Below are 12994 nucleotides of genomic sequence, written 5' to 3' on the forward strand. Positions count from 1 at the left end.
TGAAGGATGAGATGGCCCCTGCGAGAAAGTGTTGCATCAATGGGCGTTTCCGCTTGAGTGCCTTTTTGCGATAATGCCTTGCCAGCACAGGGCCGGATGCTCTGTGAGTGGTGACATGGCGCTGAGCCATGCCGGATTCGAGCAGCAGCAGTCGGTACATAAAATAAGCCTGCGGCATGTACTGCAGGCACCTGGCTTCAGCCATCAAGAGAGAGGGCGGCCCTGAGCCGCGGAGACGCGAATGAGCAAGCATCAAGATAGTGCGGTGACCACTCACACCAATCTCAGCAGCGCCGAGTTGATCGAACTGGCGGTAGCCCGCAGTGAAGGTCGTTTGGCCAACAATGGCGCACTGGTCGTCGAGACAGGCGAGCGCAGTGGCCGCTCGCCGAATGATCGCTTCATCGTCGATGAGCCGTCCACGTCTGACGCCATCGACTGGGGCAACGTCAATCGTCCGTTCAATCCAGAGCGTTTCGATGCACTCTGGGAGCGAGTCGAGGACTATCTCGGCGAGCGCACTAGCTTCGTCTCCGAGCTGCATGTCGGTGCAGATCTTGAGCACTACCTGCCTATCCGCGTGACCACCGAGACCGCTTGGCACAATCTGTTTGCACGCACCATGTTCGTGCGCCCGGACAGCTTCAACGCCAAGGACAAGAGCGAGTGGACCATCCTCAACGCCCCGCATTTCGTCTGTGAACCGGAGCGTGATGGCAGCAACTCTGACGGTATCGTACTGATCAACTTCGCGCGCCGTCGCGTACTGCTGGCCGGCATGCGTTACGCCGGCGAGATGAAGAAAGCCATGTTCTCGGTACAGAACTTCCTGCTGCCGGAAAAAGATGTGCTGCCGATGCACTGCTCTGCCAACGTCGGTGACGACGGCGAGACGACGCTGTTCTTCGGTCTGTCAGGTACTGGCAAGACCACGCTGTCCGCTGACCCGTCGCGTTACCTGATCGGTGATGACGAGCATGGCTGGGGCGAAGGGACTGTCTTCAACATCGAAGGCGGCTGCTACGCCAAGTGCATTGATCTCTCCCAGGAAAACGAGCCCGTCATCTGGGACGCGATCAAGTTCGGTGCCGTGCTTGAAAATGTGGTGCTGGATGACCGTCGTGGTGCTGATTACGGCGATGACCGTCTGAGTCAGAACTCGCGTGCCGCCTATCCGCTTGAGCACATCGAGAAGCGTGTGCCGGAAAACCGCGCTGGCGAGCCGAATGCCATCGTCTTCCTGACATGTGACATGTCTGGCGTGTTGCCGCCGGTTTCCGTGCTGAGCAAGCAGGCAGCGGCGTATCACTTCCTGTCTGGTTACACAGCCAAGGTCGGCTCTACCGAGATGGGCTCTACCTCTAGCCTTGAAGCAACCTTCTCCACCTGCTTCGGCGCACCGTTCTTCCCGCGTCCGGCACGTGAGTACGCGGACCTGTTGATCAAGCGTATCGAGGCGTTCAGTTCACGCGTCTATCTGGTTAACACCGGCTGGACCGGTGGCTCCTATGGCGAAGGCGGCTCGCGCTTCTCCATCCCGACCACACGCAGCATCATCAGCGCGATCCAGAATGGCTCACTGGCGGATATCGAGACCCGTCACATTGACGTGCTGAATCTCGATGTACCGGTGCGTGTGCCGGGCGTTGATTCCAAGCTGCTCGATCCGCGTGATACCTGGCAGGACCGCACGGCCTATGACGGCAAGGCACGTGATCTGTCAGCCAAGTTCGTCGAGAACTTCAAGAAGTTTGCGGGTGTGGATGCTTCTATCGTTGCCGCAGGCCCGACACTGGTCTGATGCGCACATGATATGCGTGTAGCAACAGCGTCACTTGAATGAAAACGCCCCGTCCGGGTTTCCCGGACGGGGCGTTTTAGTGTGCATGGCGCAGATATTTGCCGCTGATGCTCTCAAGGACTACCCCCGACGGCTAGTGAGCGGCTAGCCGGTGAATCGAGTGCATCATCCGCTGAGCGCTGTTTTTCAGTGGTGTGAGCGTCTTCAACAACAAAGGGGGCAGGCGCTTGATACCACCAGCGAGTGGTCCAGGCACGCATGACGCGCTCTGGATACCAAGTCTTGCCTAAGCTGCCGTTATAGCGCGCGAGCGCGTCGGTAATATCGCCTTTCTCACGCTTTAGGTAGTGGGCGAGTATCGTCGCTCCGTAGCGCAGACTGGTGTCCTGATCGAGTAGATTGTCGCTCGGCTCGCCAATCTCACGCTTCCAGAACGGCATTACCTGCATCAGGCCGCGTGCACCAGCGTGAGACACTGCGACAGGTCGAAAGGCGCTCTCCACCTGGATGACGGCCAGAATCAGCTCAGGTGCAAGTCCAGTACGTGTCGCTTCGCGGCGTACCTTACGTAGCAGGTCGATACGCGCTGCGCGGTCTGGCATGTAGCGCTCAAGACGCTGTTGCATGCTGAGCACCCAGTGCAGGGTATCGATGGGATCTTCGTAGCCTTCTGGCTCCTCCAGCGCCTCACGCAGACTGTCACGCAGTGCGGGTGAAAGCCCCTCTTCGGGAATCGCGGCCGCCGCGCGTGCCGGCCCACTGAGCAGCGTGCCCGCCAGGCAAGCCACTAGCAGCAAGAGAGCCCCCAGTGCAGTGCGCAGCCTGCGTTGCCATGCGACCCTGGGCGCAGCATGGTGGCCTCCGTCAGTACCCTGCGCTGAGGGAGTGTCAGCACGACGCTGCTGAAGTGTGGAGTGAGGCGAACGAGGTAAAGTGTCCGCCGCAGTCGTTGATGAGGTCATGCGCAGTCCCTGCGTGTATGTCAGTGCCATATTATGCCGCTTCCGTGGCGTTGACGTTAATGACTCGGCTTGCACTATTGAGGGTTTTGAATAGTGTGCTTCAAATGAATGACATGTGAGCCCTCAACGACGACAGCCCGCCTCCGACGAAGGAGGCGGGCTGTCTTTACGACCGTCATGAACCTGCTGACAGTCATTCGTCTTCTTGTGAGCAGAAATCCGAACAGAGACGTTAGAGGGTGCTGCGTTCGACCAGGAATTCCATCAATGTATCGACGGGGATCATGGTCGCTTCAGCATCACGACGGCCCTTGTACTCGTACTCGCCGTTATCGAGGCCACGGTCGCCGATCACTAGACGATGCGGAATGCCCAGCAGCTCGCCATCGGCGAACTTGTTGCCCGGGCGCAGATCACGGTCATCCAGCAACACGTCGTAACCCGCAGCGGTCAGCTCCTGGTAGATACGCTCGGCAGTCTCACTGACGCGCACGGACTTGTGAGCGTTCATCGGCACGATAGCGACCTGGAACGGTGCGATGGCTTCCGGCAGTACGATGCCGCCCTTGTCATTACCTTGTTCGATGGCGGCCGCCACCACACGCGTCACGCCGATACCATAGCAACCCATGGAGAGCGGCTGTGCCTTGCCATTCTCGTCGAGCACGGTGGCATTCATGGCTTCGGAGTACTTGGTGCCAAGCTGGAAGATATGACCCACCTCGATACCCCGTGCGATGTCGATGACACCCTGGCCATCCGGCGACGGATCGCCAGCCACGACATTACGGATGTCGGCGATTTCCGGTAGCGGTAGATCACGCTCCCAGTTCAGGCCGAAGTGGTGCTTGCCTTCGATATTGGCGCCAGCACCGAAGTCGCTCATCAGTGCGACACTGCGATCGATGATGATCGGCATCTTGAGGCCAACCGGGCCGAGAGAGCCGAAGCCTGCGCCAACGGCGGCGCGCACTTCTTCATCACTGGCCATGGTTAGTGGTGCGGCCACCTGCGGCAGGTGCTCGGCCTTGATCTCGTTCAGCTCGTGATCGCCACGCACCATCAGCGCGATCAACCCACCTTCGACGCCTTCGGCAGCCTTGACGATCAACGTCTTGACAGTCTTCACGATATCCAGGCCATGTTGCTCGACCAGTGCAGCGATGGTCTTGGCGTTGGGAGTATCGACCAGCGTCATCTCTTGTGTGGCAGCCGCGCGCTCAGGTGTTTCATCCAGCGGTGCTGGCAGTGCAGCACATTTCTCGATGTTGGCCGCGAAATCGGAGCCAGTAGAGAAGGCGATGGCATCTTCGCCAGAGTCGGCAAGCACGTGGAACTCGTGAGAGCCTTCGCCGCCGATGGAGCCGTTATCAGCGATGACGGGGCGGAAGTCGAGGCCCAGGCGTGTGAAGATACGCACGTAGGTGTCGTACATCACCTGGTAGGTCTCTTTCAGGGACGCTTCGCCGAGGTGGAAGGAGTAGGCATCCTTCATGATGAACTCACGCGAGCGCATCACACCGAAGCGCGGACGAATCTCGTCACGGAACTTGGTCTGGATCTGATAGAAATTGGCCGGCAGCTGCTTGTAGCTGTTCAATTCACGGCGCGCGAGATCGGTGACGACTTCTTCGTGAGTCGGGCCGACACAGTAATCACGCTGATGACGATCAACGACACGCAGCAATTCCGGTCCATACTGTTCCCAGCGGCCGGATTCCTGCCACAGCTCGGCGGGTTGGACGGCGGGCATCAATATTTCTTGAGCACCGGAGCGGTCCATTTCTTCACGGACAATGCGCTCGACCTTGCGCAGCGTGCGCAGGCCCAGCGGCATCCAGGTATAGAGGCCGGAGGTCAGGCGACGAATGAAGCCGGCACGCAGCATCAGCTGGTGGCTGACGACTTCGGCGTCGGACGGGGTTTCCTTGAGAGTGGAAATCAGCAGTTGACTGGCACGCATGGGCTCAGCGATCCCTCGACTTGTCGCTTTGATCGGTACGCTCCGCCGCGGCGGAACATGAACAGGCAGGGCTTCGGCGCGCCTTGTGAAGACGTATTGGCGAAGCAGACTGAGGCGCATTGTACTGCCGCGAGCCTTTAAGGGGCAAAGTGCGGTGTCAGGTAACCACAAAAGTCGCCTATCAATAATGGTGAAAGGCGCAAAAGCTAAGGGTGTTACGCGTATTACCTACGGCGCGATTCAGCGCACCGGCTGGATGGAAATGGATCAGGAGAATCACTCATGCAGTCATTCGGGAACCGCGAGGGACGCGCGGCACTTTCTCATGACGAGCACGTGCAGGGCAGTGACGAGCGGGACGGTGCTAGGCGGCATAAGCGGACTGGACGATGGTTGACGTGGCTGATCTGCGTCGGATTAGGCGCGGTGTTGATGATTGCGCTGGCGCTGGTCAGCCATTCCCTGGTGAAGCCCTTCGTGGATGAAGGGGTGCACTTTGCCCAGATTCGCCAATTTCTGGAAGGCGATTGGAGCCAGCATCCCAAACTGACCACGCTGACGCTCTATCACGCCACCTTGGCTGTGGTGTTGATAGGCGTGCAGACACTAGGTGAGTGGTTGCATCTGCCACTGGCGGCAGCACTGCCAGATGGGCGTTGGCCAGGCATGCCTTCCGTCGACTGGGCGCGTGGCATATCCCTGGTGGGCTTCATGTTGCTGGCGTTATTGGTCTGGCGTCTATTGCCGAGCACTTATCAGCGGCTGGATCATGCATTGCCTCTTCCCCAGGCACGCCATGAGGCGAGTCGGCAATGCTGGCAATGGATATGGCTACCGATCATCTTTCCGTATCTGGCGTTGGTCTATACCGATCCGTGGATCATCACGTTGGTCGCCCTGCAGCTGGTAATGCTGGTGCTACAGCGCAGAATCATGTTGCTGGTATTGATATTCGCCGGGTTGGGGCTACGTCAGGACAGCATCGTGCTGCTGGGGCTGTGGGGTGGCCTGCTGCTGTTTTTAACTCATCAGCAAGCATGGCAGGCAGCCTTGAGTGATGACGGCTGTGGGGCCTTTCACTCGCCGCTGAGGAGATTGGCGACCTGGTGGTCCCTGACTCAGCGTTGGTGGTGGGTGGCATTGATCCCCGTGCTCACCTTCCTGGTCTTCCTTGAGTGGAATGGTGGCATCGCGATGGGCGATACCTCACGACATCAGGCGGGCTGGCATACCGGAAATGTCGGCTATTACCTGAGTGTGATCGGCATGGTCTTCCTGCCGCTATGGCTGGCAGATCTGCCCCGTCAGTGGCGGCTGGTATGTCAGCGTCCATGGTGCCTCGTGGCTTTGCTGGGCATGACACTGATACTCGCCACCACCTACGGCGTGACTCATGACTATAACTTCCAGCTCTGGACCATCCGCAATCGCTGGCTATTGTGGCTGAGAGATCATCCTGCGGGGCTGTGGGTCACCATGTTGCTGTGCTCAAGTGTGGCGCTATGGTGGGTGCGCGCACCGCTCAGATTGGGACACGGCGGGCTGCTGCTGCTCATGCTTGCGTTGATGATCTGCTCACGAGAATTGATCGAGACACGCTACATGCTGCCGCTCATTACCGTGTTTCAGTTATTGCGTGTACCAGAACGCCCCGCAGTAGAACGAGCGATGACGTTATGGGCAATGGCGATGGGAGCGATGCTACTGGCGGGATTGGTGCTGATACGTACCCTGCCATGAGCGACAGGGCAGTTTGGCGAGGTGATCGAGAGCGATGTTGCAGTGTGGCTAATGAGTCGACTTTTCCGCTGCCGCAGGTTTGCCCGATGGAGCGCCTTTACGTGGCAACTCTGCTACCCAGGCATAGGCCGCTTCTCGCTCAGCGGGTGAGAAGTGCTTTACCTCCATCGAGCGGACCAAATGCTTGCTGAACTCGGTGACATGTCGTAGCCAGTCGGCTTTGCTGATGATGGCTTCACGCTCAAAATCACCGAGATGGCGCAGTGCATAGCCGATATCGTTGAGAAGAGCGGCGGGAGTGATAAGCCCGAAGCGTTCGATTTCCACCAGTAGCGAGATGCGACCATGACGCGCGAGCCGCTCATCACATTCCTTGATCACGGGCGTCAGCGAGGCCTGATCAATATTACCTTCCAAACGGAGTGCCACGACGTGATCAGCGGGACTCTTGAGCAGTGTCAGCATGGATGGGCTCCTACTCCTGATAAATGGGACAGCGATAGCGCATCGCTACCCCTTCAGTGTAGTCGTCTGTCGCGCTGACAGTTGGTCGGCTCTGGCAAGTCGGTCATAACAAGATGCTGACTGCGCGTTATTCGCAGCGTGAAGGACGTAGCCCGTACCACAGTGGTAGTGCGACCAGTAGCTACCGCCCAGAATATTGCCGATACCGGCGGGGATGATGCTCCAACGCATGGCGTCCCACCAGCCCGGACCGGCACCTGTCGGCATGATCATCGAGAAGTAAGCCATATTGGCTGGGCTATGTTGGAAGTTACCGGCCACGAACAGGCTGACCGCCAGAAAGATAGGCACGAACTTGTCGATGATGGTGCGGCCCATCACGGCCAGGAAGGCAGCCATGCCGACCATCCAATTGCCGAGCATTCCTGACAGCACCAGCGAGAACCAGCCTTCGGCGCCCCCTACTTGTTGATAGTGCATCTTCTTGGCCACCACGCTGCTCAGGAGCTCATAGTGTTCCGGCGAATAGACCTGCGCGAGGGAGACGACCCAGCCGGTCAGCATGGTACCGATCAGGTTGCCCACCCATGCCAGTACCCAGAACTTGATTCCGCGCCGTAGCATGTCGGTCCGCGAACAATTGAGTGCACTGACCGGCAGGAGGACATTGGCTTCAGTAAAGAGGGCCGCTCCGGTCAGAATGACCAAGAAGAAGCCAACCGAGAACCCGAGCCCCTGCAAGAGAAGCTGCAGTCCGTGAGTTTCGACGCCGGTCGAGAGCAGTATCGAGAACAATGCACCCATGGTGATGAAGCGCCGCCGAGTATGGCCAGCACCAGGATCCGAGGGGCAGAGAGAGTATGAATGTGCTCGCATGCTTCCTTGCATATCTCCTGGGCGACATCGTGTGATGCGATGAATTGCGCGGGGGGACGTTGTGAGGAAGGGGGCATGTAGCTTTTCTCTCTATTCTCGTGAGTGGTGCGTGGAAGGTCTTTCTAGAAGAGCACATGTTGGGGCAGAGGAAAGGAATTTAAATGAAAGGTTTATGGCAAGCGTGTTGGTGCAGGTTGGTTGATAAATTTTGTATATAAAAAAAGCGCCGCTCCATCGTGAGATGAGGCGGCGCTCTTGAATCTGGGTGCTGCTCGATTTGGTGCTCTCGATATTGACACTATCTGGTGCGGCCAGCCGGACTCGAACCGGCACGCCCGAAGGCAGGAGATTTTAAGTCTCCGGTGTCTACCGATTCCACCATGGCCGCGCAGACTGGCGCATAACTTATCATATTTCAGATCAAGGTCAACTTTAATGCGCAGAAAGCACAGGCTAACTGGTTGTTCTGCAATATATTTGACGCTTGGCAGAATACGATTGAATAACATTGGGCACGACGAAACATCAGCAATCAAGCGGATGGAGTGGTGTGGATAAGTGAAAGATATCCAAAAGGATGAAGTGCAGTAATTTAGAAGAACAAATGGAATGAATCTATAGAGCAGTGGGAAATTGACGACCCATGAAGGAAGGGTGTCTATGCCATTCCAGAGCGAAACAGAGGATGTTTCGTTATCTGAAATGGAGGCTGGAGTCGGAATCGAACCGGCGTACACGGAGTTGCAGTCCGCTGCATGACCACTCTGCCATCCAGCCTCAATGATCATGATGACAGGCTGTGCTGCCGTCTGATCCGAGGAGTTTCTACTGATACTGCGTAGAAACATGAGTCGTGAAATAGTGAATGAATCGAGATCAACTAGAGCTTCTGGCTGATCTTGCTACATTACCTGTTTCACTGGAGCGGGAAACGAGATTCGAACTCGCGACCCCAACCTTGGCAAGGTTGTGCTCTACCACTGAGCTATTCCCGCTGAACTCGAGGTCGAATTATACGGATAATTCCCATGCTGTCAAACAGTTAATGGAAATCCATCTCTCGAGATTGTCGCTGCGGGTGTGAGAGGGAGTGCTGCCTTTCGCAAGGTCGTCTGTCAGCGATAACGAGGTATTTTGGTAGACCGTCACCAAAACGCCCACAGGCAGAAAGCGCTGTGGGCGTCGTGTAAAAACCGGTGTGCGAGCGGGCTAGACCGAACGCACCAACTCCGGCCAGGCAGCACGCAGATAGCTGATCATTGACCACAACGTGAGTGCGGCTGAGATATAGAGGAGTGACAGGCCAGCGTCTCCGCCCGCGCTTCCCGGCGTAAAGAACAGCAGCATGAACAGTGCGAGCATCTGAGCGGCGGTCTTGAGCTTGCCGACCCAGGAAACGGCGACGCTGCCACGCTTGCCTAGCTCAGCCATCCACTCGCGCAGTGCAGAAATGACAATCTCACGGCCGATGATGATCAAGCTCGGAATGGTCATCCAGAGGCTATCGTAGCGTTCGATCAGCAGGCCAAGTGCCACGGCGACCATCAATTTGTCAGCCACGGGGTCCAGGAAGGCACCAAACGGGGTGGTCTGATTCCAGCGGCGAGCAAGATAGCCGTCAAACCAGTCAGTGATCGCCGCTAGCGCGAAGAGCAGTGCAGTGATCGGCAGGCTCCACGCGTAGGGCAAATAGAAACACACCACCAGCAGCGGAATGAAGAGGATACGGATCAGAGTCAGGATATTGGGAATGCTCATCGTGACGGCACGAGTCCTTGCATGAAGCGTAGGTGGCTGGGCGAAATGAAGGGTGGGTAATTGCAGTAAGTTGCAAGAGAGCCTCTCCGATAGCGCCGCACAAGTCGCCTATTCTAGCCTGCCGGTGACACATTCAGCCATGCCATTGCGTGTGATATTCGGTCATGAAGTTGTCATTACTGACCTCAATCCGCAGTGCAGAGCGGTGATGCCTAGCCGTGCAGGGCCTGATGAATCTGCTCAGCAAGCGATTCACTGATGCCAGGTACGCGTGCCAGCTCCAGTTTCGAGGCCTGTTTCACGCCTTGCAGTCCACCGAAGAATTTGAGCAGCTCGCGGCGACGCTTGGGGCCAACCCCGGCAATGCTTCAAGACTTGAAGTGCGCCGTGCCTTGTCGCGCTTGGCGCGATGGCCAGCAATGGCAAAGCGGTGTGATTCATCGCGAATATGCTGAATGAGGTGCAGTGCTGGTGAGTGGCTGTCGAGATCCAGAGTATCGTGGACCGTCTCGATGAAGAGTGTCTCGAGGCCCGCCTTGCGTGTCGTGCCCTTGGCGACCCCCAGTAAAATGATGCCGGTCACGCCCAGCGTTTCGAACACGTTGCGCGCCATGTTGAGCTGCCCTTTGCCGCCATCCACCAGCAAAATATCTGGCCGTTTGCCTTCACCGTCCTGCAATCGCTTGAAGCGGCGTGTCAATGCCTGCTGCATCGCGGCGTAATCGTCGCCTGCCGTCACGCCTTCAATATTGAAGCGGCGATAATCGGACTTGATCGGCCCTTCGTGATCGAAGACCACGCAGCTGGCGACTGTCGCTTCACCATGACTGTGAGAGATATCAAAGCACTCAAGACGCTTGGGAACCTCCGTCAATCCCAGCGCATCACGTAGTGACAGGAAGCGATTGGAAAGCTGCTGGCGGCTGGCTAGCTGAGTGGCAAGATGCTGCTCGGCATTGGTCTGTGCAAGCGTCAACCACTGGGCACGATGCCCGCGCACCTGATGGGCGACCCGCACCCGGCGCTCGGCTTTCTCGCTCAAGGCGCCTTCCAGCAGGTCGGCATCCTCGAGCGCGAGAGACGTCAGCACTTCATCCGGCATCTCCCTGTCCTGCCCCAGATAGTACTGGCTGACGAAACTGGTCAGCAGCTCGCCACTGGTCAGATCCAGACCATTACCTGGCGAGAAATGGCGCGCGCCGAGCATACGGCCCTGACGTACCGAGACCACGCTGATGCACAGCCCGCCGGGTCGCTCGGCGAGGGCCAGAATGTCGGCATTGCCGGTGCCGGTATCGACATACTGTTTTTCCTGCATGCGCCTGAGTTGCGCGACCTGATCACGCAGGCGTGCAGCCTCTTCAAATTCAAGTCGCATGGCGGCGTCTTCCATCGACTGGCTCAGTGCATCGGTGACCTTGTCGCTTTGCCCATTCAGGCACATCACGGCATGTTCCATGTCACGACGATAATCGTCCTTGCTGATGTAATCGACGCAGGGCGCGGTACAACGATTGATCTGGTATTGCAGGCAAGGACGCTCGCGATGCGCAAACACCGAGTCCTCACAATTACGCAGTCGGAATATCTTCTGCATCAATGTCAGTGACTCACGCACCGCGACACTGCTGGGATAAGGGCCAAAATAGCGACCATCATTACGCTTGTGACGGACACGCTTGAACTCCAGCGCTGGATAGTCGTGATGGTGGCTGATAAAGACATAGGGGTATGACTTATCGTCCCGCAGCAGAATGTTGTAGGGCGGGCGCAGCTCCTTGATCAGGGTCTGTTCCAACAGCAACGCTTCTGTCTCGCTGCGGGTAATCGTGATCTGGACATCGGCGATACGCCCCACCAGCGCCTGAGTCTTGGTATTCAAGCCAGTATTACGGAAGTAGCTTGATAGACGCGCCTTGAGCCGTTTGGCCTTGCCGACGTACAGCACCTCACCGGCCGTATCCAGCATGCGATAGATACCGGGCGCATCACTGACATGCTTGAGAAAATGACGTGAATCGAAACCGGTCGCTGCGCTGCCTTCCAGCAGCGTGCTGTCAGCATCACTGGTGATCAGACGGCTGGAAACCCGCGCGGCATCATTGCGCTCGCGGTCATGCTGCTGACGCAGAGTGTCCTCGGCGGGCGAGACCTCATGTGCATCGTGAGACACATCGGGGGAAGTGTCGCTGACGACATCGGGCGGGCGGGTATCGGTGGGCTGCTTGGCCATGTGGCTCCTCATCTGGCAATGCCACGAGTCTATCAAAGATGATGGGCATCTCGTCATGCGGGTCATGATGACTGGGTCATGACGGCCAGTTCATAACGGTCAGGCCATAACGACAACGCCACCCTTTTCAGGGTGGCGTTGTGTGACGCTTGCAAAAGATGTTCTACACCGCTTTCAGTTGCTGCCTTGTGCTCAGGAATCGCTAGGGCGATCCAGTGCATAGTCGTCCAGCAGCTTGTGGCGCATCGCCAGATGCGTCATCTCCACATCACTGGCCACCGCGAGTTTGTCAAAGATGCGATAGCGATAGGTGTTGACGGTCTTGGGGCTCAGATGGAGACGGTCTGATATCTCGCTGACGCGATGACAGTTGACGATCATTGTCGCCACCTGAAGCTCTCGGCTGGATAACTGGTCGAAGGGATTGTTGCACTTGGTATCCATGCCGGAAAACACAAGGCGTTGAGCAATCTCGGGTGACAAATAGCGCTCTCCGCGGGCGACCTGGCGGATAGCGCGAATCATCTCGTCGAAGGGCGTTCCCTTGGAGATGAAGCCGAAAGCTCCCGCTTCCAACAGACGCTTGGCGAAGGATTCCTCAAGATAGGCGGTCAGCACAATCACTCTGACATCCGGCAGGCTGCGCACAATCTTCTGTGTGGCTTCCAGGCCATCAACGCCAGGCATGCGAATATCCATCAGCACGATATCCGGGCTGTGTTCGCGGCAGAGTTTGATCGCGGTTTCGCCATCCGAGGCTTCTGCAATCACCTTGAGCCCTTCCTCGAGCTCAATGGTACGGACGATGCTGGTACGCACCAGATGGTGGTCGTCAGCGACAAGAACCTTGATCAAGGCGGCTCCAGTAAAGATGTCAACAAGCAAGTGGGTGAGTTCGGCTCTTAATGTACCCATTGAGAATGGGCTTGTCGATGCCCACCGTTACCCCGTGCGTCGCATGCAAGATAACCACTCCTTAAGAGATACATGATTGAAATGCTGTCATTGAAGTGTGATAGCCAGGGTGTTGTCTATCCTTGAACTCCCTCGGGAGAAGTCATGCGCGAGACTGCTTGTCTATCGGCTATCCAGCATGTGCAAAATGCACAAAGCGCAGCAAAAATAAGAGGTTGACGACGTATTCTGCGCTCTGTAACATGCGCTGCATTGTGAAGAGGGGCCTTAGCTCAGCTGGG

The 12994-nt window shown here is 57.3% G+C and carries 8 protein-coding genes, 3 tRNA genes and 1 pseudogene; 2 read left to right on the top strand and 10 right to left on the bottom strand.

The window, feature by feature from the left end:
- Window positions 1-241 precede the first annotated feature (241 nt).
- Complete coding sequence (locus BF12_RS0104170; protein ID WP_024951182.1) at window positions 242-1801, top strand: phosphoenolpyruvate carboxykinase; 1560 nt, start codon at window positions 242-244, stop codon at window positions 1799-1801.
- A gap of 113 nt (window positions 1802-1914) precedes the next feature.
- On the opposite strand, the gene BF12_RS18615 is transcribed toward BF12_RS0104170, so the two are convergent.
- Both BF12_RS18615 and BF12_RS0104180 read right to left on the bottom strand, forming a co-directional pair.
- Entirely contained in the window at window positions 1915-2589 is a 675-nt protein-coding gene (locus BF12_RS18615; RefSeq protein WP_345917358.1) for a lytic transglycosylase domain-containing protein, read from the bottom strand.
- Window positions 2590-2995: 406 nt separating this feature from the next.
- Window positions 2996-4726 carry a proline--tRNA ligase gene (locus BF12_RS0104180; RefSeq protein WP_024951184.1) on the bottom strand — a complete coding sequence of 577 codons (1731 nt, stop codon included), beginning with the start codon at window positions 4724-4726 and terminating at the stop codon, window positions 2996-2998.
- 282 nt (window positions 4727-5008) lie between these two features.
- On the opposite strand from BF12_RS0104180, the gene BF12_RS0104185 reads away from it, so the two are divergent.
- Complete coding sequence (locus BF12_RS0104185; protein WP_024951185.1) at window positions 5009-6466, top strand: Dol-P-Glc:Glc(2)Man(9)GlcNAc(2)-PP-Dol alpha-1,2-glucosyltransferase; 1458 nt, start codon at window positions 5009-5011, stop codon at window positions 6464-6466.
- 48 nt (window positions 6467-6514) lie between these two features.
- Here the strand turns inward: BF12_RS0104185 and BF12_RS21035 are convergent, their stop codons facing one another.
- From BF12_RS21035 to uvrY, 8 genes and pseudogenes are all read right to left on the bottom strand, one after another.
- A complete protein-coding gene (locus BF12_RS21035; RefSeq protein WP_024951186.1) occupies window positions 6515-6931 on the bottom strand; it encodes a SpoIIAA family protein in 417 nt (138 codons plus the stop codon).
- A gap of 45 nt (window positions 6932-6976) precedes the next feature.
- The gene (locus tag BF12_RS18625; protein WP_051510716.1) at window positions 6977-7807 is read right to left on the bottom strand and encodes a formate/nitrite transporter family protein; all 831 of its coding nucleotides are present in this window, start codon (window positions 7805-7807) and stop codon (window positions 6977-6979) included.
- Window positions 7808-8110: 303 nt separating this feature from the next.
- Window positions 8111-8195 (bottom strand) — tRNA-Leu (locus BF12_RS0104200).
- 315 nt (window positions 8196-8510) lie between these two features.
- Window positions 8511-8584 (bottom strand) — tRNA-Cys (locus BF12_RS0104205).
- Window positions 8585-8727: 143 nt separating this feature from the next.
- Window positions 8728-8802: transfer RNA gene (locus BF12_RS0104210), tRNA-Gly, on the bottom strand.
- 214 nt (window positions 8803-9016) lie between these two features.
- Complete coding sequence (pgsA, locus tag BF12_RS0104215) at window positions 9017-9565, bottom strand: CDP-diacylglycerol--glycerol-3-phosphate 3-phosphatidyltransferase (RefSeq protein ID WP_024951187.1); 549 nt, start codon at window positions 9563-9565, stop codon at window positions 9017-9019.
- Window positions 9566-9777: 212 nt separating this feature from the next.
- A pseudogene (uvrC, locus tag BF12_RS18630) lies at window positions 9778-11534 on the bottom strand (excinuclease ABC subunit UvrC).
- 456 nt (window positions 11535-11990) lie between these two features.
- Window positions 11991-12653, bottom strand: coding sequence for a UvrY/SirA/GacA family response regulator transcription factor (uvrY, locus tag BF12_RS0104225; protein ID WP_024951188.1), 663 nt, complete (start codon window positions 12651-12653; stop codon window positions 11991-11993).
- Window positions 12654-12994 lie beyond the last annotated feature (341 nt).

Origin of the sequence: Cobetia crustatorum, from assembly GCF_000591415.1 — a bacterium.
Taxonomy (GTDB): Bacteria; Pseudomonadota; Gammaproteobacteria; order Pseudomonadales; family Halomonadaceae; genus Cobetia; species Cobetia crustatorum.

Bases quoted from the DNA above. Each gene is read 5' to 3' on its own strand.
- BF12_RS0104170 (WP_024951182.1), top strand. From the start codon at position 242: ATGAGCAAGCATCAAGATAGTGCGGTGACCACTCACACCAATCTCAGC.
- BF12_RS18625 (WP_051510716.1), bottom strand. From the start codon at position 7,807: ATGCGAGCACATTCATACTCTCTCTGCCCCTCGGATCCTGGTGCTGGC.
- BF12_RS21035 (WP_024951186.1), bottom strand. From the start codon at position 6,931: ATGCTGACACTGCTCAAGAGTCCCGCTGATCACGTCGTGGCACTCCGT.
- pgsA (WP_024951187.1), bottom strand. From the start codon at position 9,565: ATGAGCATTCCCAATATCCTGACTCTGATCCGTATCCTCTTCATTCCG.
- BF12_RS0104185 (WP_024951185.1), top strand. From the start codon at position 5,009: ATGCAGTCATTCGGGAACCGCGAGGGACGCGCGGCACTTTCTCATGAC.
- BF12_RS0104180 (WP_024951184.1), bottom strand. From the start codon at position 4,726: ATGCGTGCCAGTCAACTGCTGATTTCCACTCTCAAGGAAACCCCGTCC.